The 26,305-nt window shown below is 62.7% G+C and carries 21 protein-coding genes and 2 pseudogenes; 9 read left to right on the top strand and 14 right to left on the bottom strand.

Going from position 1 to position 26,305, the window contains the following annotated elements; genetic code table 11:
• Positions 1-9: 9 nt before the first annotated feature.
• Both NLX68_RS10935 and NLX68_RS10930 read right to left on the bottom strand, forming a co-directional pair.
• Positions 10-291 carry a PsiF family protein gene (locus NLX68_RS10935; RefSeq protein ID WP_254283984.1) on the bottom strand — a complete coding sequence of 94 codons (282 nt, stop codon included), beginning with the start codon at positions 289-291 and terminating at the stop codon, positions 10-12.
• Positions 292-353: 62 nt separating this feature from the next.
• Complete coding sequence (locus tag NLX68_RS10930) at positions 354-1,145, bottom strand: helix-turn-helix transcriptional regulator (protein WP_254283983.1); 792 nt, start codon at positions 1,143-1,145, stop codon at positions 354-356.
• 98 nt (positions 1,146-1,243) lie between these two features.
• On the opposite strand from NLX68_RS10930, the gene NLX68_RS10925 reads away from it, so the two are divergent.
• Positions 1,244-2,137, top strand: a complete 894-nt coding sequence (locus NLX68_RS10925; protein ID WP_254283982.1) for a DMT family transporter — start codon at positions 1,244-1,246, stop codon at positions 2,135-2,137.
• Here the strand turns inward: NLX68_RS10925 and NLX68_RS10920 are convergent.
• Positions 2,118-3,008: a triacylglycerol lipase gene (locus NLX68_RS10920; protein WP_254283981.1), complete on the bottom strand. Its 891-nt coding sequence runs from the start codon at positions 3,006-3,008 to the stop codon at positions 2,118-2,120. The genes NLX68_RS10925 and NLX68_RS10920 overlap by 20 nt on opposite strands.
• Positions 3,009-3,080: 72 nt before the next feature.
• On the opposite strand from NLX68_RS10920, the pseudogene NLX68_RS10915 reads away from it, so the two are divergent.
• A pseudogene (locus NLX68_RS10915) lies at positions 3,081-3,158 on the top strand (bacterioferritin); the annotation flags it as partial.
• 39 nt (positions 3,159-3,197) lie between these two features.
• Here the strand turns inward: NLX68_RS10915 and NLX68_RS10910 are convergent.
• A complete protein-coding gene (locus NLX68_RS10910) occupies positions 3,198-5,258 on the bottom strand; it encodes an AsmA family protein (RefSeq protein WP_254283980.1) in 2,061 nt (686 codons plus the stop codon).
• A 341-nt stretch (positions 5,259-5,599) separates the two neighbouring features.
• Here NLX68_RS10910 and NLX68_RS10905 point away from each other — a divergent pair, with 341 nt between their 5' ends.
• The 3 genes from NLX68_RS10905 to NLX68_RS10895 all read left to right on the top strand — a co-directional run bounded on the left by NLX68_RS10905 (position 5,600) and on the right by NLX68_RS10895 (position 8,052).
• A complete protein-coding gene (locus NLX68_RS10905) occupies positions 5,600-6,001 on the top strand; it encodes a hypothetical protein (RefSeq protein WP_010221632.1) in 402 nt (133 codons plus the stop codon).
• A gap of 134 nt (positions 6,002-6,135) precedes the next feature.
• On the top strand, positions 6,136-6,765 hold the full coding sequence (locus NLX68_RS10900; protein ID WP_254283979.1) for a TetR family transcriptional regulator: 630 nt from the start codon (positions 6,136-6,138) through the stop codon (positions 6,763-6,765).
• Positions 6,766-6,942: 177 nt separating this feature from the next.
• Complete coding sequence (locus tag NLX68_RS10895) at positions 6,943-8,052, top strand: AGE family epimerase/isomerase (protein ID WP_254283978.1); 1,110 nt, start codon at positions 6,943-6,945, stop codon at positions 8,050-8,052.
• A gap of 43 nt (positions 8,053-8,095) precedes the next feature.
• Here NLX68_RS10895 and NLX68_RS10890 read toward each other — a convergent pair whose 3' ends face one another.
• The 6 genes from NLX68_RS10890 to NLX68_RS10865 all read right to left on the bottom strand — a co-directional run bounded on the left by NLX68_RS10890 (position 8,096) and on the right by NLX68_RS10865 (position 14,622).
• The gene (locus tag NLX68_RS10890; RefSeq protein WP_254283977.1) at positions 8,096-8,863 is read right to left on the bottom strand and encodes an SDR family oxidoreductase; all 768 of its coding nucleotides are present in this window, start codon (positions 8,861-8,863) and stop codon (positions 8,096-8,098) included.
• A gap of 676 nt (positions 8,864-9,539) precedes the next feature.
• Positions 9,540-10,256 (bottom strand): ABC transporter ATP-binding protein, encoded by a 717-nt coding sequence (locus tag NLX68_RS10885; protein WP_254283976.1) that lies wholly within the window; start codon positions 10,254-10,256, stop codon positions 9,540-9,542.
• Positions 10,253-11,128: an ABC transporter ATP-binding protein gene (locus tag NLX68_RS10880; RefSeq protein ID WP_254283975.1), complete on the bottom strand. Its 876-nt coding sequence runs from the start codon at positions 11,126-11,128 to the stop codon at positions 10,253-10,255. Before NLX68_RS10880 ends, NLX68_RS10885 begins: the two co-directional genes overlap by 4 nt.
• Positions 11,125-12,408, bottom strand: coding sequence for a high-affinity branched-chain amino acid ABC transporter permease LivM (livM, locus tag NLX68_RS10875; RefSeq protein ID WP_254283974.1), 1,284 nt, complete (start codon positions 12,406-12,408; stop codon positions 11,125-11,127). The genes NLX68_RS10880 and livM overlap by 4 nt, the downstream gene beginning before the upstream one ends.
• Positions 12,409-12,410: 2 nt before the next feature.
• Entirely contained in the window at positions 12,411-13,325 is a 915-nt protein-coding gene (locus NLX68_RS10870; protein WP_010221625.1) for a branched-chain amino acid ABC transporter permease, read from the bottom strand.
• Between the two features lie 160 nt (positions 13,326-13,485).
• Positions 13,486-14,622: a branched-chain amino acid ABC transporter substrate-binding protein gene (locus NLX68_RS10865; protein WP_254283973.1), complete on the bottom strand. Its 1,137-nt coding sequence runs from the start codon at positions 14,620-14,622 to the stop codon at positions 13,486-13,488.
• 470 nt (positions 14,623-15,092) lie between these two features.
• On the opposite strand from NLX68_RS10865, the gene pncB reads away from it, so the two are divergent.
• Both pncB and nadE read left to right on the top strand, forming a co-directional pair.
• Positions 15,093-16,295, top strand: a complete 1,203-nt coding sequence (gene pncB / locus NLX68_RS10860) for a nicotinate phosphoribosyltransferase (RefSeq protein ID WP_254283972.1) — start codon at positions 15,093-15,095, stop codon at positions 16,293-16,295.
• 3 nt (positions 16,296-16,298) lie between these two features.
• Positions 16,299-17,126 (top strand): ammonia-dependent NAD(+) synthetase, encoded by an 828-nt coding sequence (gene nadE, locus NLX68_RS10855; protein ID WP_254283971.1) that lies wholly within the window; start codon positions 16,299-16,301, stop codon positions 17,124-17,126.
• A 95-nt stretch (positions 17,127-17,221) separates the two neighbouring features.
• Here nadE and azu read toward each other — a convergent pair whose 3' ends face one another.
• Positions 17,222-17,668, bottom strand: coding sequence for an azurin (azu, locus tag NLX68_RS10850; RefSeq protein WP_254283970.1), 447 nt, complete (start codon positions 17,666-17,668; stop codon positions 17,222-17,224).
• 354 nt (positions 17,669-18,022) lie between these two features.
• Between azu and NLX68_RS10845 the strand changes: the two genes are divergently transcribed.
• The gene (locus NLX68_RS10845) at positions 18,023-18,610 is read left to right on the top strand and encodes a TIGR00730 family Rossman fold protein (RefSeq protein WP_254283969.1); all 588 of its coding nucleotides are present in this window, start codon (positions 18,023-18,025) and stop codon (positions 18,608-18,610) included.
• A 90-nt stretch (positions 18,611-18,700) separates the two neighbouring features.
• Here NLX68_RS10845 and NLX68_RS10840 read toward each other — a convergent pair whose 3' ends face one another.
• Genes NLX68_RS10840 through NLX68_RS10830 form a run of 3 tightly spaced genes read right to left on the bottom strand, consistent with a single transcriptional unit; the run spans position 18,701 to position 25,416 of the window.
• Entirely contained in the window at positions 18,701-19,606 is a 906-nt protein-coding gene (locus tag NLX68_RS10840) for a transglutaminase family protein (protein ID WP_254283968.1), read from the bottom strand.
• Positions 19,606-22,092, bottom strand: coding sequence for a circularly permuted type 2 ATP-grasp protein (locus NLX68_RS10835; RefSeq protein ID WP_254283967.1), 2,487 nt, complete (start codon positions 22,090-22,092; stop codon positions 19,606-19,608). The genes NLX68_RS10840 and NLX68_RS10835 overlap by 1 nt, the downstream gene beginning before the upstream one ends.
• Before the next feature lie 39 nt (positions 22,093-22,131).
• Positions 22,132-25,416 carry a transglutaminase family protein gene (locus NLX68_RS10830; protein WP_254283966.1) on the bottom strand — a complete coding sequence of 1,095 codons (3,285 nt, stop codon included), beginning with the start codon at positions 25,414-25,416 and terminating at the stop codon, positions 22,132-22,134.
• A gap of 643 nt (positions 25,417-26,059) precedes the next feature.
• Between NLX68_RS10830 and NLX68_RS10825 the strand changes: the two are divergent.
• Positions 26,060-26,298, top strand: a pseudogene (locus NLX68_RS10825) (transposase); the annotation flags it as partial.
• Positions 26,299-26,305: the final 7 nt, after the last annotated feature.

The raw sequence follows: 26,305 nt of genomic DNA, 5'->3' as shown, positions 1-26,305 counted from the left end.
CAGCAGACGTTACTTTTTCTTCAGGCAGTCACTCATGTACGCCTTGCGCTCGTCGCCCTTGAGCGCCTTGGTGGTGGCGTCGGCGTTGCAGGTTTTCATTTTCTCCTGCTGGGTCGCAGGCTTGGCTTTCAGGCAGGTGCTCATGAACGCCTTGCGTTCATCGCCCTTGAGAGCCTTGGCCGTGGCGTCGGCGTTACAAGTCTTCATTTTTTCCTGTTGCGCCGTGGCGGCAAAACCTTGGGAACACATCAGCAAACCCAGCAACAGCAACGGCACACGCACCATCTTCATGGCGTTTTCTCCTGGTCGCCGCGCACCACGCGCAGCCTTGGCGAGAGTGTAGACAAATACTCTTACAAACCTCCAGCGCGAGCCTGGCGCCGGTACTGCTCAGGCGTGCAGTGGGCCTGGCGCTGGAACATGGCGATGAACGCCGAGGCGCTGCTGTAGCCCAGGTCGAAGGCAATCTGCTGGATCGGCAGGTTCTGCTCCAGCGCCTCGATGGCGCGCAAAAAGCGCAGGCGCAGGCGCCACTCGCCAAAGCTCATGCCCAGCTCGCGGATGAACTGCCGGGCCAGGGTGCGTTCGCTGACATGGACGCTGGCGGCCCAATGGCCGAGCGGGCGATTGTCGCCGGGCTCGGCATGCAGAGCCTGCAGCACATCGCCCAGACCGGCACTGCGTGCGTAGGGCAGGTAGCAGGCCTGGGTCGGTGCGCGGCGCAACTGGTCGACCAGCACCTGGGCCAGGCGCTGGTCGGCTTCATCTTCAGGGACCTTGACGTCACGGGCGGCGAAATCGCCAAGAATGGCCTTGAGAATGTCGCTGATCACCAGGGTGCACGGTTCGGCAGGCAGGCCCTGGCACAGGGCGCGATCCAGGTACACCGAGCGATAGACAATGGCCTGCGGGTTGTAGCAGCTGTGCTCGGTATCGGGCGGCACCCACACCGCATAATGCGGCGGCGAGATGAAGCGCTGGCCGTCGATTTCCAGGTGCATGATGCCGTGCGCCGCATAGTTGAGCTGGCCCCAGGCATGCCGGTGGGCGGCGCTGTGGGTATCGGCGCCAAACTCGTCGTAGCGAAAATACACCGGGGCCGGCAAAGCCTCGAATTGCGGAATTTTTACGTACTTTATCGCCATGCTGTCTGGATCTATGCGCAGATTGTCTGGATGCAAGTATAAGCAACAAGACAGACAAGCGGATAATGGCCGCCTGTTCCCTCAAGAGTTTCCGTTTCATGAATTATGCGTTTCCGTTGCTGGCGATCTTCATCTGGGCCGGCAATACCGTGGTCACCAAGATGTCTGCCGGGGCGATTTTCCCGGCCGAGATCGGCTTCTATCGCTGGCTGCTGGCAGGCCTGCTGTTCACCCCATTTCTGTTGCGCCCGGTGCTGCGCAACTGGGCGGCCATCGGCCCGAACCTGGGCAAGGTCTTCATCCTCGGCGTGTTGGGCATGGCGGTGTACCAGAGCCTGGCCTACTTCGCCGCCGCCATCACCAGCGCCACCAACATGGGCATCATCCTTTCGCTGATGCCGCTGATGTCCCTGGCCCTGGCGATCATCAGCCTCGGTCAGCGGCTGACCATCGGTGCGCTGATCGGGGCGCTGGTGTCGTTCATCGGTGTGCTGGTGGTGGTGTCGGCGGGCGATCTGGCGGTGCTGGTGCAACACGGGGTCAACGGCGGCGATGCGCTGATGCTGATCGCCACCCTGGCCTACGCGGTGTACAGCACCTTGCTGAAAAAGTGGCAGCTGCGTATCCCGCCGTTGCAACTGCTGTACCTGCAGGTGCTGGTGGCGATCATCGTATTGCTGCCGCTGTTCCTGTTCTCGGCAAAGACCGGCCTGGGCGCGGGCAACATCGGCCTGGTGATCTATGCCTGCGTTCTGGCCTCGATGATCGCGCCGCTGGCCTGGATGCAGGCGGTCAGCCGCCTGGGCCCGAGCCGCACGACACTGTTCTTCAACCTGTTGCCGGCGGTGACGGCGGTGATCGCCGCCGGGGTGCTGGGTGAGCAACTGGCCCTCTATCACCTGGTGGGCGGGGTCCTGACCCTGGTCGGGGTGATCCTCGCCGAACGCTGGAAAACACCCCTGCGCCGCGCTGCTATAGCCCCGCAGCCTTGAGCCTGGCGGCATGCTCGGTGAACAGCCGCACAGGCTCGGCGCCCTTGCCCACCGCACCTAGCGACTGATTGACGATGTCCAGGTGATCGAGCGGATAGTCATCGCCGATCACCTCGCCCAGGTGCGAGCTGAAGCGCCCGACCATACCGTCGCACTGGCCCTTTTCCCGCACGAAGGCGCGGGCGAACAAGCGGCAGAAGCGGTTGCTGCCGTCCAGGCGGTTGAGGCCGCGGTCGGTGCGGCCCGGTTGCAGGGTGCCGGACCAGGAGTAGTAACGCACGCCATTGACCTCGACTGGGCCCTCGCCGCCCCAGGTGGTCGGCAGGCCCTGTGGATAAGCCTGGTTGAACAGCGCCACCCCGGCGCTGGTCAGGGAGTGGTGCGAGGCGTGCACGTCGATCGGCAGTTTCGGCCCACGCCAGCCAGTCTCCAGCCAGCCCATCAACACCCCCAAGCCATGCAACAGCGCTGTGAGCAGGCGGCCACGAACAGAATCGGCCGGGTAGTGTTCGAGCAGATAATCGGCCAGTTCCGAGCCATGGTTGGGGCCGGCGATCGAGGTAACCGAGGCAACCCATTCCGGCCGCTTGGCCGCAGCGTAGCGCGCGGTCAGGGCGCCCTGGCTGTGGCCCAGCAGGTTGACCTTGTCGGCCCCTGTACGCTGGCGAATACCTTCGATGATCAGCAGCAACTGCTCGCCGCGCACCTCACTCGAGTTGAGCGCTGACACCTGCACGGCAAACACCTTGGCGCCGCCCCGGCGCAACGCCGAAACGATGCCGAACCAGTAGGGATACAACAGCAGGCGGACAAACCCGAGCATGCCCGGCACCAGCACCAGTGGATAACGCGTTGCGAGCCCTTGGGCCATGGCTGCATTCCCCGTTCCGTGGACAGTCGCCCCACACTACAGGCACTTCGCCGGCAATCGCAATCGAACGCCCGCCGCATCGTCGAAGACATTCTGGCCCAGGAACAGGAGCACGCTGACGACAGGGCGGATTTGCTGCACGGCCTGTAGATCTTATCGCGGGGCAAGCGCGCTCCTACATAGCGCTCCTTAACCCGCCTTGACCGCCCGCGGTGCCTTGCCGGCCTTCATCTGCTCCAGCAACGGCGTGCACTGGTTCGGTACATCGCCGCTAGGCGCGATCAGCGCCAGCAACCCTGCTGCGGGCCCGGCAACCACCCCCAACGCCACCATTCCCGCGCCACGCAGCGCCAGCGGCAACGCCTGCACGCCAGCGCTAGGCTTGGCAAACGACCCGCGCACATACAGCGGCGAGCGCAACGATAGCAGGCGCACCCCCTTGGACTCGGGGTTGATCTTCAAATCCAGCTGCTCACTGGCGAAGTTGGCTGTGCCGTCGATGTAGATGATCGCGTTCTCGGTATCGAAGACAAACACCCGGGTGGTGGCCAGGCCGTCCTTGATGCCGAAATCGGCCGCCGCACAGTTGATCTTCACTTCCTTGTCGCCAAACAGCTTGCCGACCACATAGTTACCGACGTTAAGCCCGGCGATCTCCATCAGGCCACGGCTGATGGCGCCATCGTTGATCAGCATCTTCAGGTCGCCATTGGCCGTAGCCAGCAAGGCCGCCACCGAGTTGCCGCGCCCGCTCAGGTCGGCGTCGCCGTTGAGTTCGCCGAAGCTGGTCTTCATCGGCTCGAAGGTCGGGAACAGCTGCTTGAGCTTGAAGTTACGCGCACTCAGTTGCGCCCGTCCCTGCAACGGCACGCTACGGCCATCGAGGCGCACCTGGGCATCGAGCGTGCCGCCGGCGATGCCAAAACGCAGTGGTTCCAGGCGCAGCACGCCGTCCTCGAGGACGAAGTGGCTGGAGAGGTCGGTGAACGGCAGCTTGGCGCTGTGCACGATGCGCTTGCCGCTGAAGGTCACGTCCGCGTCCATGGTCCGCCAGCGTTCGGTGCGAAACGCCTCGACCGGCAATACCTTGCCCGCTGGTTGCTTGCTGGCACCGCCTCGGGCTTTCTGTTCGGCATTGGAGTCGGCCCCGATCAGCGGCGCCAGGTCCTTGAACAACAACTGGTTGGACACCAGTTTGCCGGTCAGCTTCGGCCGCGGCTGGCTGGCCACGAACGCCAGGTCGCCATGGATATCGCTGTCGCCGATCTTGCCGTTGAAGCCTTCATAGCGAAACGCCGCGCCGCCGGGTTCATGCAGCTTGGCGGTGAGATGACCATCGGTGGCATAGGGCGGTGAATCAGGCAGGGTCACGCCGGTGAGCGGATACAGGTTGCCCAGGCTCGCTCCTGACAGACGCAGGCGCAGGTCGAGGGCGCCGAGATTGCGCGGGTCGGTCAGGGTGCCGGCGACGGCAATGCGGGTATCGCCAATGGCCATGTCGGCCTGCAACGGGAACGGCTGCGAAGCGTCCTGCAGGGCCAGCAGGCCGCCGATCTTGCCGGTGCCGGCCAGCGCCTGGCCCTTGTAGCGGCCCTTGACCTTGAGGCCGAAGGCGTAGTCCTGTGCGGCACCGGCCTTCTGCGCCGAAGCCTTGCCGACGATGTCGCTGAACGGAATCGGTTTGCCCAGCGGGTCGATCAGCACGTCCAGACGGGTTTTCAACGTCTGGTCATCAACACTGACCTGGCCCTTGTCGAAGCCGATGGCGCCGATGTCCAGCACCCACTCCGATGGTTGGGCCTGCTCATCCTTGGGGCCGAAGTCGAAGGTCCAGTTGGCACGACCATCGGCCAGACGCTTGAGGCTGGCGGTCGGCTGGTTGAGGTCGATGCGCGGAATGACGATCTGCTGCACCAGCAGCGGCAGCGGCGCGAGGCGGAACTCGACGCGCTTGAGGCCGACCATCTGTGGCTCCTTGAGCCAGTCCGGGTTGCCCAGGGTCAGGTCTTCGGCGATGAAATGCGGCCATGGCAGCCAGGCGCGCCAACCACCCTGCTCCAGCTCGCGCTGCCAGCGCACCGTCAGGTTGCCGTTGATAGCGAAGGGCCGGTGCAGCGCTTCGGAGACCTTGGCATTGAGGGTGGGCTTGACCCGGTTCCAGTCGAACGTGGCGATGACGATCACCAGTACGGCCAGGACCAGCAGCAGGCTGGCGAGGGTCCAGGTGATGAGTTTGGCGGGGCGCGTCATTGCACGATTCTCCTGATGACTGCATGGCAAAAAGCGGGCGCGTTGATGGCACTTATCTCTTCGGACTGATGAAAAGCCGAGGGGTTTAATGGATCAGCCATGATAACGAGGTTTTTTCTGACCTCTTTCTCAACTTTTGTCGATCGTTACCCCATCCGCCAGCCCCGCCAATGGCCTCGGCACCGCTGCTCATCGCGCCGTAACCAGCTAGCTAGAGCGGTCGCTGTAAAACATCAATTCCGTTGATTGTTACCATTATCTTTATGAACTTTTATCTGGCGCTTCCCGGCGTAGCATTGGCTCCGTACCCACTTTCCAGCCCCGCCGAGGAGCACCGAATCATGAAACGCCAATTACTGCTGAGCCTGTCCTTGTCCATTCTGGCCGCCAACGCCTTTGCCGTTCCCGCCGCCGACCAAGCCCTGAGCGCCGAATCGCGTTCGAGCTCGACGGTGATTTCGCAGCCACTGAACCCGCTGGCTGAAGGCGGTTCGGATCGCGTACTGGAACGCAACAACCGTGTCGCTGAAGGCGGTTCCGATCGCGTACTGGAGCGTAACAACCGTGTCGCCGAAGGCGGCGCTGATCGCCTGAATGACCGGGTCAAAGTTGCCGAGGGTGGCTCTGATCGCCTGAAACAGTATTACAAAGTAGCCGAAGGTGGTTCTGACCGTCTGAAAGCACGCTTCGAGGTCGCAGAAGGTGGCGCTGATCGCCTGATCGAAATCCAACGCGCGAGCTGAAGCCTATGCCAGACAACAAGACTCACCAATGCTGTAGCGGCTCCCCTCCCAGCCCGGTCCATTGACCGGGCTTTGTTTTTCCGGCGCCAGCCTATTAGAGTGCAGGGCTGTTTCACTGCCTGCCGATACTTGCCATGCTGCCGCGCGCCGAACAAAAGCAACAGACCCGCCACGCCCTGCTGGATGCCGCCCGCCACCTGATGGAAAGCGGTCGAGGTTTCGGCAGCATCAGCCTGCGCGAAGTGGCGAAAACCGCAGGTATCGTCCCGACCGGCTTTTACCGGCATTTCTCCGACATGGACCAACTGGGCCTGGCCCTGGTCAATGAAGTCGGCGAAACCTTTCGCCAGACCATCCGCCTGGTACGCCAGAACGAATTCGAGCTCGGCGGCATCACCGACGCCTCGGTGCGGATCTTTCTCGATGTGGTAGCGGCCAACCGCGCCCAGTTTCTGTTCCTGGCCCGTGAGCAATATGGCGGTTCGCAACCGGTGCGCCAGGCCATCGGCACCTTGCGTCAAGGCATCAGCTCGGACCTGGCTACCGACCTTGCGCGCATGCCGCGTTGGCAGCACCTGGACGCCGCAGCCCTGGCGGTGATGGCCGACCTGGTGGTGAAAACCGTGTTCGCCACCCTGCCGGAACTGATCGATGAGCCGAGCGACAATGCCGCCGTGCCAATCAGCGCCCAGGAGAAAATCACCCAGCAGCTGCGCTTCATCTTTGTCGGCGCCAAACACTGGCAGGGGCTCAGCACCCTGTAGGCAGTCTGTTCCGGGGCTGCTTCGCAGCCCATCGCCGGCAAGGCCGGCTCCCACAGAGATCACTGACTCCACCGAAGTCCTGTGGGAGCGGGCCTTGCCAGCGATGAGGCCGGCAAAGTCCCTGCCGTTTCCTGCTACCATTGCGCGCAAACGCACTGACCGCGACGAACTTTCTCCATGCCCGACCTTCGTACTGCCCAGCCTCAACTGCCCGCCCTGCTCGCCGAGGTCCAGGCGCACTTTGCCCAGCGCATCGTGCCGCTGTGGCAAGGCCCGGGCTGGAATGCAGAGATGGCCCTGCCCTTCGAAGCCCTCGACCCGCAGCAGCAGCCATTGCCTGCGCAGCGCTACCGGGCCATGGCCTGTGCGCGCCAGCTGTACCTGTTCAGCAGCCGCATCGAGCAGCCCGGCGCCAGCGAGCGCGCCGCGGCTCTGTTTCGCTCGTTGCAGCGGCACTTCCATGATGCCGAACACGGCGGCTGGTTCTACAGTATCGATGCCCAGGGCAAGCCGCTGGACCGGCGCAAGGACCTCTACACCCACGCCTTTATCGTCTTCGCCTGCGCGCATTACTGGGGCAAGGTTCGCGAGCCACTGGTCGAATCGACCCTCAATGCCGCGCTGGAAGTAGTGGCCGTGCAGTTCGCCCGCGATGACGGCCTGTACGAAGCGAGCCTTGGCGAAGATTGGTCGGACCTGGCCAGCGGCCCGCTGCAAAACCCGCTGATGCACCTGGCCGAAGCCTTCCTTGCCACCCTGTCGGTGCGTGACGATGAAGCCGTTCAACACGCGCTGGAAACCCTGGCAGCGGCCATGCAGATGCACTTCATCGACCCGGAACACGGGGTGATGCTGGAAAAACCGCGCGGCGCTGTGGATAACTGGTTCGAACCGGGTCACCAGTTCGAATGGTTCTACTTGCTGGAGTCTTCGCCGCTGCTACGCGGTGGTGAGTTGCATGGATCGCTCAGCCGGGCATTCACCTATGCCGAGCAATGCGGGGTGAAGGACACCGCAGTGCTGGCAATGCTCAGCGCCGATGGCCAGGTGCGCGACGCTACCCAGCGCATCTGGGCCCAGGCCGAATACCTGCGCGCCCTGACCTTGCGCCCGGAGAGCGCCGCCACGGTGCTGGCCCAGCTCAAGGCGCTGCAGCAGAACTTCCTGCATGCCGGTGGCTGGTATGAGTGCCGGGATGCCAATGGCAAGGTCAGCCGCTTCGATATGCCGTCGACCACGCCTTACCATCTGGCGACGTGCCTGGAAGGGCTGCAGCGTCAGGTCTGACACTATCGCGGGGCAAGCCCGCTCCTACAGGTAGGAGCGGCCCTCACGCCTTGCCCGAACGATCGATCGAAAACCCCGCCCACGCCTGACTGACCGGCATCAGCTCAAGGCTGTTGATGTTGATGTGCGCCGGCTGGTTCATGATCCAGAAGATGGTCTCGGCGATGTCCTGCGGCTGGATTGGCTCGGCCCCGGCATAGGTGGCGTCGTAACGCGCCTGGTCGCCACCGAAACGCACCAGCGAGAACTCGCTCTCGCACAGGCCCGGCTCGATGTTGCTCACCCGCACGCCAGTGCCCTGCAGGTCGCAGCGCAGGCTCAACGAGAACTGCCCGACGAACGCCTTGGTGCCGCCATACACGTGGCTACCCGGGTACGGATAGTTACCGGCCACCGAGCCGACGTTGAGGATGGTCGCGCCACGGCCATGGGCGATCAGCCGTGGCAGCAGCAGGCGGGTGCTGTACATCAGGCCCTTGATGTTGGTGTCGACCATGGTTTCCCAATCATCCAGGTTACACTTGGGCGCCGGGTCCGCGCCCAGGGCCAGGCCTGCGTTGTTGATCAGCCCGCGCAGCTTGGCGAACGACGGCGGCAGGTTGGCGATGGCTTCTTCCATGGCCTTGCGGTCACGCACATCAAGCACCAGGCCGTGCACTTCGGTCAGCTGGGACAGCTTGGCGCACAGCGCTTGCAGGCGCTCCTGACGGCGACCGGTGAGCACCAGCGACCAGCCGGCTTCAGCAAAACGACGGGCACAGGCTTCACCGAAGCCGGAAGTTGCGCCAGTGATGAAAACGGTAGAGGTCATGCGGGTCTCCTTGATGAGGCTGATCACAGGGTTTTCAGCATGCCCACCATCGCATCCGGCAGCAAGCCATTCGGTTTACTGTACAAAAATCGATCAAACCTTGGAAAGCCCCGGTATAGAAGGCCTGCGGCAAACTTTGCTCATCTTATCCACAAGCCCTTCCACAAAATCCGGGGGCAACTTGAAAACCCTGAAAGCCATGTAATCCGGGCCTTGCGCAAGTATTTTCCTTGACCTTGGGCGCTGGCCTTGACCTCAGGGCCGTGGCGCTCGCTCACGGCGCAGATTTCCATGATGGCTCCAGGCCTGTAACTACGCTGTGTACGTCGATCTTTCCAAGGCTTGCCCACAGAGTTATCCACAGGCTTTTGGAGCCCGTTAATCGCTATTTGCACTAAGGACAAAGCACTTGACAAACCCTGATGCGAACGCCGGAAAAAAACCTGATCAAAAAACAACCACAAGCCTGAAGGCCCTGTAAACAAAGGCCTGCAGCAAGCTGCACCCAAGTTACCCACAGTCGCTTCCACACCAATGGTGGACAACTCAAAAGCTGATAAAACAGCCAGTTAAAGCGACTTTCTGTCGCGCCCAAAAGAACGTTTGCGCAAGGTTTTCCACAAAACTGTGGACAAAAAAACACCCCGTCAGGCGGGGCGTTTTTTCCAGCTACAGATCAGTGCCCGCCCAGATAAGCGTTACGCACCTCCTCGTTGACCAACAGCTCCTGGCCAGTGCCAGTCATGCGGATATGGCCGTTGACCATCACATAGGCGCGGTCCGAGAGCTTCAGCGCATGGTTGGCGTTCTGCTCCACCAGGAAGATGGTCATGCCGGTCTGCGCCAGCTCGCGCAAGGTGGCGAAGATCTGCTTGACCACGATCGGCGCCAGGCCCAGCGACGGCTCATCGAGCAGCAGCAACTTGGGACGGCTCATCAGCGCCCGGGCAATGGCGAGCATTTGCTGCTCGCCGCCGGACATGGTCATGGCGCGCTGGTTGCGCCGCTCCTTGAGCCGTGGGAACAGCTCGAACATGCGCTGCATGTCCTCGCTGGCGAACGTGTCGCCAATGGGGATGGTGCCCATCATCAGGTTCTCTTCCACCGACATGTCGGGGAAAACCCGCCGGCCTTCCGGCGACTGGGCGATGCCGTTGGAGGCGATATAGTGCGAAGACTTGTGGGTAATGTCGGTGCCACGGTAGATGATCTGCCCGGCTGCCGCCCGCGGCTGGCCAAAGATCGACATCAGCAGGGTCGACTTGCCGGCACCGTTGGAGCCGATCAGGCTCACCGTTTCACCTTCATCGATGTGCAGCGAGACTTTTTTCAGGGCCTGGATCGGCCCATAAAACACGTCGATCTCTTTCAGTTCGAGGATCGCTGTACTCATACCAGTTCCTCTTCATCGGCGCCCAGGTAAGCGGCAATCACCGTCGGGTTGTGACGGATGTCCTGTGGCGCGCCTTCGGCGATCAGTTTGCCGTGGTCGAGCACCACGATATGGTCGGAAATGCTCATGACCATGCCCATGTCGTGCTCGATCAGCACCACGGTCAGGTCATGCTCGTCGCGCAGCACACGGATCATCTTGCTCAGCGCTTCGGTTTCCTGCGGGTTGAGACCGGCAGCCGGTTCGTCCAGGCAAATGATCTGCGGCCGCGTGCACATGGCCCGGGCGATCTCCAGGCGGCGTTGCTGGCCGTACGACAGTTCACCGGCCAGGCGGTTGGCGCAGTCGACCAGGTCGACCACTTCCAGCCAGTAGAAGGCATGGTCCAGGGCATCGCTTTCGGCCTTGCGGTAGCCCTTGGTGTTGAGCACGCCAGCCAGCAGGTTGCGGTTGACCCACATGTGCTGGGCTACCAGCAGGTTCTCGACCACCGACATTTCCCGAAACAGGCGGATATTCTGGAAAGTCCGCGCCAGGCCTGCACGGTTGACCAGGTGGGTGCCGCCGAACATCTTATAGTGCAGGCGGTTGATGAAGCGCTTGGGCGAGACGAAATCGCCCAGCCGGAAGCGCTCGCCCAACAGCTGGATCACGTTGGTGCGGGTGCCGCGCAGGTTCAGTTCGATCTTGCCGCCACTGGCTTTGTAGAAGCCGGTCAGGCAGTTGAACACCGTAGTCTTACCCGCACCGTTGGGGCCGATCAGGGCGAAGATGGCGTTGCGCTTGACCTTCAGGCTGACGTCACTGAGCGCCTTGATCCCGCCAAACTGCATCATCAGGTTGTCGACCGAGAGAATCACCTCATCGCTCATGGCGCTACTCCTTTACGCGGGACTACACCGGTACGGCTGATGCGAATCAGGCCGCGCGGTCTCCAGATCATCATCAACACCATCAGCACGCCGAACAGCAGCACCCGGTATTCGGAGAAGCTGCGCAGCAGTTCCGGCGCCACCGTCAGCACGAACGCCGCGATCACCACACCGACCGTCGAGCCCATGCCGCCGAGCACAACGATGGCGAGGATCAGCGCCGACTCGAAGAAGGTGAACGACGACGGGTTGACGAAGCCCTGGTAGCTGGCAAAAAACACCCCGGCAAGGCCAGCGGTGGAGGCGCCGAGGGTGAAGGCCGAGAGTTTCACCAGCACATGGTTCAAGCCCATGGAGCGGCAGGCGATCTCGTCTTCACGCAGCGCTTCCCAGGCGCGGCCGACCGGCATGCGGGTCAGCCGGTGCTTGATGTACAGCACCGCCAGCACCACCAGGAACAGCACGATGTAGATGAACAGGAATTTCACGTTGGGGTTGTAGGCGATGCCGAAGAACTCATGGAATGGCACCCCGCCGTCCTTGGCCCGGCGGCCAAACTCCAGGCCCATGAAGGTTGGCGAAGGCACCGGCATGCCATTGGGGCCACCGGTAAACGACAACCAGTTGTTCAGTATCAGCCGGATGATTTCGCCAAAGCCCAGGGTGACGATGGCCAGGTAGTCGCCATGCATCCTCAGCACCGGGAAGCCCAATATGCACCCGGCCAGCGCCGCGGCCAGCGCCGCCAGCGGCAACACAGTCCAGAAGCCCAGCCCCAGGTACTGGTAACCCAGCGCCAAGCCATAGGCGCCGATGGCGTAGAAGGCCACGTAGCCCAGGTCGAGCAGACCCGCCAGACCGACCACGATGTTCAGGCCCAGGCCCAGCAGCACGTAGATCAGGCCGAGGATGACCACAGTGAGCAAGTACTTGTTGGCGAAGAACGGAAAGACGATGGCAATCACGATCAGTGCCGGGATGATCCAGCGCAGCCGCGACTTGTAGTCCGGCGCCAGCACGTGCACGCCGGAACCACTGCCCTCGAAGCCCTGGAGGATCGACTGGCCCTTGGGCGTCTGCAGGAACAGGCTGAGGATAAAGCGCCCGGCCATCACCCCGGCCACCAGCCAGGCAACACGGGTGGGTTCCAGGTTGAAACTGTAGCCGTCGAGCACCACGCCGACGATGGGCCCGAACACGATCAGGGAAATCAGCCCGGCGAGAATCGCATCGATCAGGCTGCGCTTGATATCGAATGTAGTTGTTTTGGCAGCAGACATACTTACACCTTCGCCACGAGTGGGCGACCCAGCAGGCCTTGGGGACGGAAGATCAGGATCAGCACCAGCAGCGAGAAACTGAACACGTCTTTGTAGTCGGAGTTGATCAGCCCGGAGAACAGCGACTCGGAAATCCCGAGGATGATCCCGCCGAGCATGGCGCCCGGTAACGAGCCGATGCCACCGAGCACCGCGGCGGTGAAGGCCTTGATGCCGATGATGAAGCCGGCATAGAAGTCGAAGGTGCCGTAGTTCATGGTGATCAGTACGCCGGCCAGGGCCGCCATTACCGCACCGATGACGAACACATAGGAGATCACCCGGTCGGTGTTGATACCCAGGATCGAGGCCATCTTGCGATCCTGCTGGGTGGCCCGGCACATGCGACCAAGTTTGGTGAACTTGATGATGTAGGTGAGTGCGGCCATGCCGACGAAGGCAGCCACCAGGATGAAGATCTTGGTGTAGGTCAGTTGGACGAAACCGGTGCCCACCTCGACGCGCCAGGCGCCTTCGAGCAGGGTCGGTACGCCTTGCTGGCGTGCGCCCTGGCTGATCTGCGCATAGTTCTGCAGGATCAGCGAGATACCGATGGCACTGATCAGCGGTGCCAGGCGGGTGGAGTTGCGCAGGGGTTTGTAGGCAATGCGTTCGATGGTCCAGCCGTAGACTCCGGTGACCACCACCGTGAAGATCAGCGTCCCGAGCATCAGCAAGGGGAAGGATTCGATACCGAAATACGCCAGCAATGCCAGGCTGATTGCCGCCAGATACGCGGAAATCATATACACCTCGCCGTGCGCGAAGTTGATCATGCCGATGATGCCATAGACCATTGTGTAGCCGATGGCGATCAAGCCATAGACAGACCCGAGGGTCAGCCCATTGACCAGTTGCTGCAGGAAAATACCATCCATAACGCAATCTCACGTATTTGAGATTGCACAAGCGCCGACTACGGTGAGCCCTGGATGAAGCGGCTCTCGCAGCGCAGGGTTGTGCAGATCTACGAGAAAAGACAGGTACGGCGCAAAACCGGGCAGCGACCCGGGCACAGGCCCGGGTCGCCTACCGTTGTTATTTTTGTTTTTCCAGTTGGTGATACTTGCCGTCCTTGTCCCACTGGTAGACCACGTAGTCGGAGACCGTCAGGTCGCCCTTGCTGTCCCACTTCTTCTCGCCCATCACGGTTTGCACCGGGTTGGCCTTGAGCCACTTGGCAGCATCTTCGCCCTTGTTCGACTTGGCGCCGTTGAAGGCGGCGGCCAGGGCCTGGACCGAGGCGTAGGCATACAGGGTGTAGCCTTCAGGTTCGGTGCCGCCTTTGCGGAACTCTTCAACCACTGCCTTGCTGTCTGGCAGCAGGCGCGGGTCGGCGCCGAAGGTCATGTACACGCCATCGACGTACTGCGGGCCGCCAGCGGTGGCGACCAGTTCGTCGGTGACGATGCCGTCATCGGACATGAACTTGACGTCTTTCAGACCCGCCTCACGCAGTTGCCGGACCAGTGGGCCGGCTTCCGGGTGCAGGCCACCGAAGTAGACGACGTCGGCACCGGTTCCGCGGATCTTGGTGACCACGGCGCTGAAGTCTTTCTCGCCACGGGTCAGACCTTCGTACATAACAGGCTTCACCCCACGTTTTTCAAGCTGCGCCTTGGTCGCATCCGCCAGGCCCTGGCCGTAGGTGTCCTTGTCGTGCAGGACCACGACCTTCTTGCCCTTGAGCACATCGATGATGTAGTCGCCGGCGACGATGCCCTGCTGGTCGTCACGCCCGCACATGCGGAACATGCCGGTCAGGCCGCGTTCGGTAACCGCCGGGTTGGTCGAACCCGGGGTGATGGCGATGACACCGGCTTCGTCGTACACCTCCGAAGCCGGGATGGTATTGGACGAGCAGAAGTGCCCGACCACACCGACGACCTTTTCCTGATCAACCAGGCGGTTGGCCACGGCCACGGCCTGTTTCGGCTCGCAGGCATCGTCACCCTTGACCAGTTGAATCTTCTCGCCGTTGACACCGCCTGCGGCGTTGATCTTGTCGGCCGCCGCCTGTGCACCTTTCATGTACTGCTCGCCAAACGCTGCGTTGGCACCGGTCATCGGGCCTGCTACGCCGATCTTGATGTCGGCCTGAACATACGAAGAAACGCCCAGCGCCGTAGCCACGGCAAGGGCCAGAAAACCTTTCTTGTAAAACGTCTGCGACATGAGGTGGTGCTCCTGGAGTTTTTTTTGGTTGGCACTACAACTTTCAGCAATTGCTCTGAGCAAGCGCCGTGCCAGTGGTTTTTTATTCTGGAAAAACTCGTGAACAAGTTGCGGCGCAAGGATTCGCGGCCTTTTTTTATTGGTCGTGCAACCGTCTGCCTCACGGCAAGCGCCACCCGATCCAGCAAAAAAGAGCAACCGCGAAGTGCCATCATTGCAACCCTTGGTTGTGGTTACGTGCAACCGGCCTGTAACAGGATGCGTAACCGAACTGCACATCCGTGGTGCGCGACTGCTACAGCGGGCACCATTACAGGCTAGCCGCTGAGCGCTAAAAGCGCCGCTACCTGTAGCCTGCTACTGAATTACCCCAGGCCTGGCCTGCCCCCGCAGCGATAAAGGCTGGCACAATGCGCAGGTCTGTGCGTCGTCGCGGCTGGTGATGGCGTGCGCCCCCTTTGGAGCCCTTTATGAGCGAGAGTGCATTTGCCGATCGCATCGTGCAGAACCTGCTCGACACCGATTTCTACAAGCTGACCATGATGCAGGCCGTGCTGCACAACTACCCCAACGTCGACGTTGAATGGGAGTTCCGCTGCCGCAATGGTGAAGACCTGCGCCCTTATCTGGCGCAGATCCGCGAACAGATCGAGCAACTGTGCGAACTGAGCCTGGGTAATGGCCAGTTGGGTTTTCTTGAGCAGATCAGCTTCATGAAGCCGGACTTCTTGCGCTTTCTCGGGCTGTTTCGCTTCAACCTGCGCTACCTGCAACTGGGGGTGGAGAACGATCAGCTGTACCTGCGCCTGCGCGGGCCCTGGCTGCACGTGATCCTGTTTGAAGTGCCTTTGCTTGCGATCATCAGCGAAGTGCGCAACCGCCATCGTCATCCGCAGGCAAAGCTCAGCGACGCACGCGACCAGCTGTACCGCAAGTTCGACTGGCTCAAGGCCAATGCCAGCAGCGACGAGCTGGCCGAGTTGCAGGTCGCCGACTTCGGCACCCGCCGACGCTTCTCCTACAAAGTTCAGGAAGAAGTAGTACGGGTGCTCAAGGAAGACTTCCCGGCGCGCTTCGTCGGCACCAGTAACGTGCACCTGGCACGGAAACTGGATATCAAGCCATTGGGGACCATGGCCCATGAATGGATCATGGCCCATCAACAACTGGGGCCGCGGCTGATCGACAGCCAGATCGCCGCGCTCGATTGCTGGGTGCGAGAGTACCGCGGGCTGCTTGGCATCGCCCTGACCGACTGCATCACCATGGATGCCTTCCTGACCGATTTCGACCTGTACTTTGCCAAGCTGTTCGACGGCCTGCGCCATGACTCGGGCGACCCGGTGCAGTGGGCGGAAAAGGCCATCGCCCACTACCGCAAGCTGGGGATCGACCCGATGACCAAGACCCTGGTGTTCTCCGACGGCCTGAACCTGACCAAGTCGCTGGAGATCTTCCGTGCCCTGCGCGGGCGGATCAACGTCAGCTTTGGCATTGGCACCAACCTCACCTGCGACCTGCCCGGGGTGGCGCCGATGAGCATCGTGCTTAAAATGACCGACTGTAACGGCCAGCCCGTCGCCAAGATTTCCGATGAGGCGGCCAAGACCCAATGCCGCGACGAAAACTTCGTCGCCTACCTGCGCCACGTCTTCAAAGTGTCCAAGGAGTAATTCATGCAAGCCGTCCAGCGAGAGATTGCGCAAGCACTCAAGGTCCAGCCGCCGTTCGCCGACAGCGCCGCGCTCGAAGCCGAAGTCGCCCGGCGCGTGGCGTTCATCAAGACCTGCCTGAGCAACGCACGGCTCAAGACCCTGGTGCTGGGCATCAGTGGCGGCGTCGACTCGTTGACCGCGGCGCTGATGGCGCAACGGGCGATCAACGAACTGCGCCGCGAGACCGGTGACGAGCAGTACCGCTTCATCGCCGTGCGCCTGCCCTACCAACTGCAGCACGACGAACACGATGCCCAGGCCTGCCTGGAGGTGATCAAGGCCGACGAGGTCCACACCGTCGACATCGCCCCGGCCGTGCGTGCCCTGGCAGCCGAGGTCAAGGCCCTGGAGAACGGCGCGCCGGCGATGGTCGACTTTGTCGTCGGCAATACCAAGGCGCGCATGCGCATGGTTGCTCAGTACACCATCGCCGGCGCCCGTCAGGGCCTGGTGATTGGCACCGACCACGCCGCCGAAGCGGTGATGGGCTTCTTTACCAAGTTTGGTGATGGTTCCTGCGATCTGGCGCCGCTCAGCGGCCTGGTGAAAAACCAGGTACGGGCCATCGCGCGCAGCTTTGGCGCGCCGCAATCATTGGTGGAAAAGGTCCCGACCGCGGACCTGGAAGACATGGCACCCGGCAAGCCGGACGAAGCATCCCACGGGGTGACCTATGCGCAGATCGATGCGTTCCTGCATGGCGAGCCGGTGAGCCAGGAAGCCTTCGACATCATCAGCGCCACGTACCGCAAGACCCAGCACAAGCGCGAGATGCCGTTCGCGCCTTGAGGCGCTGATTGAATCGCCGGCAACGCCGGCTCCCACGGTAATCGGTGTGGGAGCCGGCGTTGCCGGCGATGGGCTGCAAAGCAGCCCCAGGGCAATTACTTCAGGGTAATGGTGCCTTTCATCATCGAGATGTGGCCAGGGAACGAGCAGAAGAAGCCGTACTTCTCGTCCGCCTTGAGCTTGGACACGTCGATGGTCAGCGAATCCTTCTCGCCAGCGCCAATGATCTTGGTATGGGCGATCACGCGCGCGTCGCCTTCTTTCAGGTAGCTCTTGTCGATGCCAGCCGCCAGGCCGTCGGTGGCGATTGGCTGCATGTCAGCTTCTTTGCTGATCACCAGGTTGTGGCCCATGACGTTCTTCGGCAACGAACCGGAGTGGGTCAGCTCGACGGTGAAGGTCTTGCAGCTCTTGTCGATTTCGATGGCCTTGGTGTTGAAGGACATCTGGTCGGTGGAGTCGATCGTCGCCTTGCACTCAGCGGCAAATACCTGAGTGCTGGCAAGGGTCAGCAAGGATACTGCTACAACTTTGGCAAACATCGTGAATCTCCATGGCAGGGGTTTTTATCAGTTTGAAGACTGCCTGAAACCGCAAGGCGGGCCCATGATGTGGGTCAAGCGCTGGCCGAAGAGCCAGGCAGTGAATTTGTTCTATGGATTGTATACAGGAAATCTAAGTGCCCATCATGCACCTTTGAGGGAGGATGAGACAACCTCTCATTTAGGAGTAAATGATCATGTCCTTTGGTACTTTCCTGAACAGCCTTCTGGCCGCCTACGCCTGCGGCGCTGCTGGCGCCTCCTGCGAGTTTGCCCGGCCGGAGTGAACACTGCGGGCTTGGAAGCGAGCGGCCAGCGCCTTACTCTGTGTGCGCTTGTAACCGGAGAGAAGCAATGCCCGTACGTTCCGTTTGTGTATTTTGTGGCGCCAGCACCGGCGTCAACCCGGCCTACCGCGAGGCGGCCATCGCCCTCGGCCAGACCATCGCCGAGCGCGGCCTGACCCTGGTCTACGGCGGTGGCGCCGTGGGTTTGATGGGTATCGTTGCCGATGCGGCCATGGCTGCGGGCGGCGAGGTGATCGGCATCATCCCCGAAGCGCTGAAAAACGCCGAGATCGGCCACACCGGCCTGACCCGCCTGGAAGTGGTCGACGGCATGCACGCGCGCAAGGCACGCATGGCTGAACTGAGCGACGCCTTCGTCGCCCTGCCGGGCGGCCTGGGAACCCTGGAAGAACTGTTCGAAGTCTGGACCTGGGGCCAATTGGGCTACCACGCCAAGCCGCTGGGCCTGCTCGACGTCAACGGCTTCTACAGCAAGCTGGGCAGCTTCCTCGACCATGTGGTGGAAGAGGGCTTCGTACGCCCGCAACACCGCGCCATGCTGCAACTGGCCGACTCGCCCGCCGAGCTGCTCGACGCCATGGACAGCTTCGAATCCCCGGTGCTGCCCAAGTGGGTCGACAAAAAGCCTGACTGACTGTGGGAGCGGGCTTGACCCGCGATCGAGCGCGTAGCGGTCGCAATCCAGGCAACACCTGATGGGCCTCATCGCGGGTCAAGCCCGCTCCTACAAGGCAGCAGCTTCATCCAGCGGCATCACCGTGACCTGCACCTGCGGGTCATGGCTGCCGCCACCGAGGATCACCCCGCGCAACGGCGACACATCGGAAAAGTCCCGGCCCCAGGCCAGGGTGATGTGCTCCAGCGCCGGACGCAGGTTGTTGGTGGGGTCGAAATCGATCCAGCCCAGCCCCGGGCAAAACACCGAAACCCACGCATGCGAGGCATCGGCACCGATCAGCCGTGGCTGGCCGGGTGGCGGCCGGGTCAGCAGGTAGCCGCTGACATAGCGCGCCGCCAGCCCACGCGAACGCAGACAGGCGAGCATCAGGTGGGCAAAGTCCTGGCACACGCCGCGGCGGCGCGCCAGCACCTCCACCAGCGGCGTGGCGACCTGGGTAGCGTCGGCGTCGAAGGTGAACTCGGTGAAAATCTTCTCCATCAGCGCCTGCACGCCCGCCAGCAATGCCTGCCCGGGTTGGAAACAGGACTCGCTGAAGGCAACGAAGCGCTGCTTGAGCCGCACATAAGGTGACTCGAAGCGGTAGCGACAGGCTTCCAGAGCCTCGCTCGAAAGCGGCTGGTTGGCATAGGTCAGGGCATCGCGTACCTGCTCCCACGCGGGCGCCGTGGCAAAGTCCGGCGCGGCCCGCTCCAGCACTTCGACTTGCAAGCGCGCCACCACCCGCAACTGCTCATGCTGGCGCTCGAATGCCAGGCGGGTCAGCGGGTTGCCGAACACATCCCACTCATCACGGCGCTGGGTCGGCTGCGGATTGACCTGCAGGGCCTGGGCCGTACAGCGTTGCCAGGCACAAGGCCGCGGCCACAGGTGCGCCAGCTGCTGGGCCAGGGACACCGGGCTGTCGTAGCGGTAGTGGGTGTCGTGAACGATCTGGTAGCGGGCACTCATCACAGCGACACCGTCTGTTGGCTGACATCATCGACATGAGCGAAGTGGCGTAGGGCCAGGCGCTCGGAGAGCTCGCCACTGGCGATAGCAACCGCTTGCAGCAGATCAGCCAGCCCGGCCAACACCGCCTGCACGCTGGCGTTGCCGAACAGTGGATGCTCCAGGCTGCGCAGGTCGAAGTGGCGCAATTGCTCAGCCAGCAGGGCCAGGGCCGGATCGCGAGGGCTGGCGAACTCTTCGCTCAAGCGCTGGTTGGCACGCACCAGCAGCTTGAGCTGGAACAGCACCGCGTGGGGGTTTTGTTCATCGAGCAACAACAGATCGAGCACCGGGATCAGTTGCGCAACGGCCAGATAACGCGAGCGATAAGTGATGCTGCTGTTGCCCAGCTCCAGCAACCACTCAAGCCCGGCTTGATCGTACACCGCCGGCCCGCGCAGAAACGCCGCCAGGCTACTGCACAGCGATTGCAGACGCTCGATGCGCCGGCCGATCATCAAAAAGCGCCAGCCCTCGTCGCGGGTCATATCGTCCAGGGCAAACCCCGAGAGTGCCGCCAGCGACATCACCAGGCGGTTGAGAACATCCACTCGTTCGCCGAAATCCCCCTCGCCATCCTCCAGGCATTGCGCCTCCCGTTGCAGCTCGACCAGCGCTTGCCAGTTCTCCCGTGAGAGCTTGCCGCGCACCTGCGACGCCGCCCACTGCAGGCGCAGCAGGTTGGCGCGCAGGCTGAACGCCCAGTCCGCATCATCCAGCGCCGCGCGCAAGCGCCCGGGCAAGTCGCCCTCCTCCGGCAGCAGCGACAACTCATCGGCCAGTTCCACCGCTGCTTGCAAAGCCAGCGGATCGTCGCCGTCCAGGTAACGGGTAAGGATGATCCGCAGCAAACGCGCACTGGCATCGCAACGCTCGCAGTAGCGCCCGAACCAGAACAGGTTCTCTACCACACGCGATGGCAGGTAAGGGTCCTGGCGGATCAATTCGGCCACACCGATAGTGCGCTGGGCCCGCCACTGCTCACCCTGTGGCGCCGCCTCGCCGAGTACCCAGGTGTCCTTGCTGGCGCCACCGCGCTGCATCGACACCACTTCGGCATCGGCCTGGGCCGCGACCCGGGTCAGGCCACCGGGCAACACCCGATACCCCTCGGCCGTGGCCACCGCGTACATGCGCATGCCAATGGCCCGCGCCTGCAACTGGCCCTGCTCGGCCTGCCACACCGGCGCCTGGGACAACTGCGCCAACGCCTGGGCCACGTAGGCATAGGGCCGGGCCTGGATGCGTTCGGCCAGGGCCTGGCGTTGGGCCGGGTCGAGGTCGCGACCAAACACAGGGCTGAAACTCTGCGAGGGAAACGCCGGTTTGACCACCAACGTGGGCAACTGCTCCAGGGCGCGGGCCATCACCGGAGGCTCACCACACCACCAGGTGGCAATCGACGGCAGGCTCAAGTCTTCAGCAAACAAACGCTGGTTGATCGCCGGCAAAAAGCCGAGCAGGCCAGGCGATTCCAGCACCCCGCTACCCAGTGCATTGGCCACCAGCACCCGGCCCTGGCGCACCGCATCAAGCAAACCGGGCACGCCCAGGGCCGAATCGGTGCGCAGCTCCAGCGGGTCGCAGAAGTCATCGTCCAGGCGGCGCATGATCGCGTGCACCCGACGTAGGCCGCTCAAGGTCTTGAGGTACACCGTGGCGTCGCGCACGGTCAGGTCGCTGCCCTCGACCAGTGGATAACCCAGTTGCCGAGCCAGGTACAGGTGCTCGAAATAGCTCTCGTTGAAGCGCCCCGGAGTCAGCAGCACCACCAGCGGCGCGGCCTTGTCGCTTGGCGCCAGACGCGCCAGGGTCTGTTGCAGGGTGCGGAAAAACCCGGACAGGTGCTGCACTTGCAGATCGCGGTAAAGCTCGGGCAAGGCCCGCGAGACGATGGTGCGGTTCTCCAGCGCGAAACCTGCGCCCGACGGCGCCTGGGTACGGTCGGCGGTTACCCACCAGCGACCGTCCGGAGCGCGAGCAAGGTCCACAGCGTAGACATGCAGGTAAGTCCCTTCTGGCGCAGCGATACCCTGACAGGGCCAGAGAAAATTGTTATGGCCATAGACCAGCTCGGCCGGCAGCAGGCCTTCACGGATCAACTGCTGCGGCCCGTAGATATCGGCCAGCACCGCATTGAGCAAACGCGCGCGCTGTTCAACACCGGCCGCCAACTGCTGCCATTCGGCGGCAGGCAGCAGGTGTGGCAACAGGTCCAGCTCCCACGGCCGGTCGGCGCCCTTGGGGTCGGCATAAACGTTGTAGGTGACACCGTTCTCGCGTAACTGGCGGGTCAACGAGGCCTGGCGTTGCGCCAGTTGCGCCGGCCCGCTGCGCTGCAGGTAGGCGCACAGCGGTTGCCAATGGCCACGTACGGCGCCTTGGCCTTCGAGCATCTCGTGATAGGTCCCCGCACTCAGCGGGTAAGCATCAAACAGGTCAGGCATGGCAGTGCTCGAAGGCCACAAGTCAGTTCAGAGTAGCGCTCAGCTGCGGCGCAAATCCAGAGTAAAGGGGCGTTCCGGGTTCACCTGCGGCACAGGTATCGCCATCACGCCCGGGCTGTGCCCGAGGCGGAAGAAGCGCGCCTGACGCCGGCTCTGGGCTTCATTGGCATTGACCGGCAGGGTCTCGTAATTGCGCCCGCCCGGGTGGGTGACATGGTACTGGCAGCCGCCCAGCGAACGGCCCATCCAGGTGTCCAGCAGGTCGAATACCAGCGGCGCATGCACCGCGATGGTCGGCTGCAAACAATTGGCCGGCTGCCAGGCGCGATAGCGCACGGCGGCGACGAACTCACCGACCCGCCCGGTTGGCTGCAAGGGTAGCGCCCGACCGTTACAGGTCAGTTGATAGCGCTCCGGCGACAGGCCGCTGACCTTGACCTGCAGGCGCTCCAGCGACGAATCGACATAACGCACGGTGGCACCGCCACTGCCCTCCTCGCCCAGTACATGCCAGGGCTCCAGGGCCTGGCGCAGTTCCAGTTCGATGCCATTGACGGCAATGTCGCCGACCTTGGGAAAGCGAAACTCCAGGTGCGCGGCGAACCACTCGGCCCGCAGCGGGTAACCTGAGGCGTTGAGCTCGACCAGCACATCAGCGAAGTCCTGCTCGATAAAGTGCGGCAGCATGAACCGGTCATGCAGCTCGGTCCCCCAGCGGACCAGGCGCTTGGGCGCATAAGGTTCACGCCAGAAACGCGCGACCAAGGCACGCAGCAGCAGTTGCTGGACCAGGCTCATGCGCGCATGCGGCGGCATCTCGAAGGCACGCAGCTCAAGCAAACCCAGGCGCCCGGCCGGACCGTCCGGGGAATACAGTTTGTCGATGCAGAACTCGGCGCGATGGGTGTTGCCGGTGACGTCGATCAGCAGGTTGCGCAGCAGCCGGTCGACCAGCCACGGCGGGCATTGCTCACCGGCCTCGGGCATCTGTGCGAAGGCGATTTCCAGCTCATACAGGGCATCGTTACGCGCTTCATCGACCCGCGGCGCCTGGGACGTCGGGCCGATGAACAGGCCGGAAAACAGGTAGGACAATGACGGATGGTTGTGCCAGTAGCTGATCAGGCTGCGCAGCAGGTCGGGGCGGCGCAGGAAGGGGGAGTCGGCCGGCGTCGCGCCGCCAAGGACGAAATGGTTGCCGCCACCGGTACCGGTGTGACGGCCGTCGATCATGAATTTTTCGCAGCTCAAGCGCGTCAGCCGCGCCTGTTCGTAGAGAAACTCGGTGCGCTCCACCAATTCATCCCAACTGGCCGAAGGCTGCACGTTGACCTCGATGACGCCGGGGTCGGGGGTGACTTTGAAATTGGCCAGGCGCGGATCGGCCGGTGGCTCGTAGCCTTCGAGGATGACCGGGCAATGCAGCTCGGCCGCGGTGGCTTCGATCACTGCGAGCAGTTCGAGGTAATCCTCCAGCCGTGACAGCGGCGGCATGAACAGGTACAACCGCCCCTCACGCGGCTCGGCGCACAGCGCCGTGCGCGTCAGCCAGTCTGCCGAAGCATCGATCTCGGGGGCTGCGCGCTCCTGCTGGTCGACTGCCTGCTGCGCACTGGCCTTGACCAACTCGTCACGACCGGGCAAGTCGCCCAAGGTCTGGTTCGGGTCGGTGGGGTGCACATAGGGGTATTCAGCAGCCTTGACCCAAGGCTGCGCCGCCAGCGGCAAGCGATAGCCAAGCGGCGAGTCGCCAGGCACCAGCCGGCAATGTTCATCACGCAGGTACCAGCGCCCACTCTGCCAGCGTTGTTCGTCGGCGCTGCGGGCCAGCGGCAGAACCTGGCCGATGACCTGGTCCAGGCCCTGGCCAAACACCTTGCGCAGCCTCGCCCGTTCCATCTCGTCGTTCAGGCGCGCATCGTCGGCGCGTACATTGGACGGCAGGCCGCCCTCGCGCCATAGGTAATAGAGGTGGTCTTCATAAGCGGCGAAGACATAGCGTGGCGGCAGCTTCAGCCGTTCGGCAACGCTGGCCAGGAAGCGCCCGGCCAAGTCGCTGTCGGCACCGAGGTCCTCCTGCTCGTCGGCAATCAACGCCGGGTTGCTCCACAACGGCACACCATCGCGGCGCCAGAAGCAGTTGAGCGACCAGCGCGGCAACTGCTCCCCCGGGTACCACTTGCCCTGGCCGAAGTGCACCAGGGCGCTGGGCGCGTAATGCTTGTACAGGCGCTGGAACAGTTCGCCCGCCAGGCGCCGCTTGTTCGCACCCAACGCGGCGGTATTCCACTCGGCGCCGTCAGGGTCGTCGATGGCCACGAAGGTCGGTTCACCGCCCATGGTCAGGCGTACATCCGCCGCTTTCAGGTCGCTATCCACCTGCCGCCCGAGGGCGACGATGGCCTGCCATTGCTCATCGCGGTAGGGCAACGTCACCCGTGGCGATTCCCACAGGCGCTCGACGCTCATGTCATGTTCGAAGGTGCATTCGCAGGGCTCGACCAGGCCACTGATCGGCGCCGCTGAAGTCGGATCGGGGCTACAGGCCAGTGGGATATGACCTTCACCGGCAAACAGCCCGGAGGTGACGTCCAGGCCGATCCAGCCAGCACCTGGCAAGTACACCTCGCACCAGGCGTGCAGGTCGGTGAAGTCTTCTTCGGTGCCGGACGGCCCGTCCAGCGACTTGATGTCGGCCGTCAGCTGAATCAGATAACCGGAGACAAACCGCGCCGCCAAGCCCAGGTGGCGCAGCAGTTGCACCAACAGCCAGGCCGAATCGCGGCAGGAGCCGGCGCCCAGTTCCAAGGTCTGCTCCGGGGTTTGCACGCCAGGTTCCAGGCGAATCAGGTAACTGATGTCTTCGCTCAGGCGCTGATTGAGCGCCACCAGGAAATCGACGCTGGCTTGCGGCGCGCGCTCGATGCTTTGCAGGTAGGTAGCGAACGTCGGCGTCAGCGGCAGCTGTTCCAGGTAAGGCATCAGCTCATGGCGTTCGTCACGGCCATAGCTGAAGGGAATCTGCTCGGCGTAGGGTTCGAGGAAGAAGTCGAAAGGGTTGAACACCGCCATCTCGGCGACCAGGTCGACTTCTACACGCAGGCTGTCGGTCTTTTCCGGAAACACCAGGCGCGCCAGGTAATTGCCCTGTGGGTCCTGCTGCCAATTGATGAAATGCCCATCCGGTTGCACCTTCAGTCCGTAGGAAAGAATCCGGGTGCGGCTGTGGGCCGCCGGACGCAGGCGCACGATTTGCGGGCCCAGTTCAACCGCACGGTCGTAGCGGTACTCGGTGACATGGTGCAAGGCGACATGAATCGACACGGCGGGCCTCCTGCGAGCCTGGGCGGTAGTGGAACCGCGCAAGACTTGTGCCATGGCCCCAGGCCTGCGATTCCCTGCATGCAGCCCGTACCGTCGCACCCAAAGCGCACCGTAGCGAGGCCGCCGTGCAAGCCTTGCACAGATTTGAGGCTTTGCCAGGAAGATTGCGACAAGGCCGGCGTTTGCAGTTGTGGGGGGGGTAAGTGTCTGGAGTGGGAGCGGTGAATGACAAGTTGCTAATCCGAAGTGCCTAGAGCACGTGTGGGAGCACAAACTGCCATTCACCGTTCCACTTTGGCGAGAGCCCGAACAGTTGGATGAGAGCCAGATCTCGAATCACAAGCGTGGGCCAAGCCAAAGTGCTCTCACTCGTTGAGGCTAAGAGGGTTTGGCCATGTCTTCCTCTGTCGGCATCGCTGTTTCCAGCACCAAGCTAGCGGTTCACATCCGTCCCGAGGGTGTGAGTTTCAATGTTTCCAATGACTTGAGCGGCTTCAAGCAGTTGGTCGAAAAAATCAGTGATGACCCGCGTTCCCAGGTTTTGCTTGAAGCCACGGGCGGCTACGAGTGCGCGGCGTTGAGCGCGCTTTACTTCGTGAGTAACTCCTGCAGCGGGACCGCTTTGTTCAGTCAGGTAGACAGCAAAAAAATCGCGGCGCTGGTGGGCGTCGCGCCCTTCAACCAGGACAGTGGCAAACACTCAGGCAAACACACGATATGGGGTGGTCGGTCACGGGTCAGGCGAGCGCTGTACATGGCCTGCTGGATCGTTATTCGGCACAACAAGGACTTCAAGCAGTGGTTGCGTGCATGCGGGTATTGATCGTGCGATTGAATGCCATGCTCAAAAGCGGAACGCCCTGGCGAGAACAGCCGGCTTGAAGGCGGT

It is taken from the genome of Pseudomonas sp. SBB6 (assembly GCF_024213215.1).
GTDB classification, from domain to species: domain Bacteria; phylum Pseudomonadota; class Gammaproteobacteria; order Pseudomonadales; family Pseudomonadaceae; genus Aquipseudomonas; species Aquipseudomonas donghuensis.
This window is presented reverse-complemented; position numbering and strand designations above follow the sequence as displayed.

Coding starts and splice junctions, on each gene's coding strand:
- NLX68_RS10905 (WP_010221632.1), top strand. CDS start 5,600: ATGAAACGCCAATTACTGCTGAGCCTGTCCTTGTCCATTCTGGCCGCC.
- NLX68_RS10935 (WP_254283984.1), bottom strand. CDS start 291: ATGAAGATGGTGCGTGTGCCGTTGCTGTTGCTGGGTTTGCTGATGTGT.
- pncB (WP_254283972.1), top strand. CDS start 15,093: ATGAGCGAGAGTGCATTTGCCGATCGCATCGTGCAGAACCTGCTCGAC.
- NLX68_RS10865 (WP_254283973.1), bottom strand. CDS start 14,622: ATGTCGCAGACGTTTTACAAGAAAGGTTTTCTGGCCCTTGCCGTGGCT.
- NLX68_RS10910 (WP_254283980.1), bottom strand. CDS start 5,258: ATGACGCGCCCCGCCAAACTCATCACCTGGACCCTCGCCAGCCTGCTG.
- nadE (WP_254283971.1), top strand. CDS start 16,299: ATGCAAGCCGTCCAGCGAGAGATTGCGCAAGCACTCAAGGTCCAGCCG.
- livM (WP_254283974.1), bottom strand. CDS start 12,408: ATGTCTGCTGCCAAAACAACTACATTCGATATCAAGCGCAGCCTGATC.
- NLX68_RS10890 (WP_254283977.1), bottom strand. CDS start 8,863: ATGACCTCTACCGTTTTCATCACTGGCGCAACTTCCGGCTTCGGTGAA.
- NLX68_RS10870 (WP_010221625.1), bottom strand. CDS start 13,325: ATGGATGGTATTTTCCTGCAGCAACTGGTCAATGGGCTGACCCTCGGG.
- NLX68_RS10835 (WP_254283967.1), bottom strand. CDS start 22,092: ATGCCTGACCTGTTTGATGCTTACCCGCTGAGTGCGGGGACCTATCAC.
- NLX68_RS10925 (WP_254283982.1), top strand. CDS start 1,244: ATGAATTATGCGTTTCCGTTGCTGGCGATCTTCATCTGGGCCGGCAAT.
- NLX68_RS10920 (WP_254283981.1), bottom strand. CDS start 3,008: ATGGCCCAAGGGCTCGCAACGCGTTATCCACTGGTGCTGGTGCCGGGC.
- NLX68_RS10930 (WP_254283983.1), bottom strand. CDS start 1,145: ATGGCGATAAAGTACGTAAAAATTCCGCAATTCGAGGCTTTGCCGGCC.
- NLX68_RS10900 (WP_254283979.1), top strand. CDS start 6,136: ATGCTGCCGCGCGCCGAACAAAAGCAACAGACCCGCCACGCCCTGCTG.
- NLX68_RS10885 (WP_254283976.1), bottom strand. CDS start 10,256: ATGAGTACAGCGATCCTCGAACTGAAAGAGATCGACGTGTTTTATGGG.
- azu (WP_254283970.1), bottom strand. CDS start 17,668: ATGTTTGCCAAAGTTGTAGCAGTATCCTTGCTGACCCTTGCCAGCACT.
- NLX68_RS10845 (WP_254283969.1), top strand. CDS start 18,023: ATGCCCGTACGTTCCGTTTGTGTATTTTGTGGCGCCAGCACCGGCGTC.
- NLX68_RS10895 (WP_254283978.1), top strand. CDS start 6,943: ATGCCCGACCTTCGTACTGCCCAGCCTCAACTGCCCGCCCTGCTCGCC.
- NLX68_RS10880 (WP_254283975.1), bottom strand. CDS start 11,128: ATGAGCGATGAGGTGATTCTCTCGGTCGACAACCTGATGATGCAGTTT.
- NLX68_RS10840 (WP_254283968.1), bottom strand. CDS start 19,606: ATGAGTGCCCGCTACCAGATCGTTCACGACACCCACTACCGCTACGAC.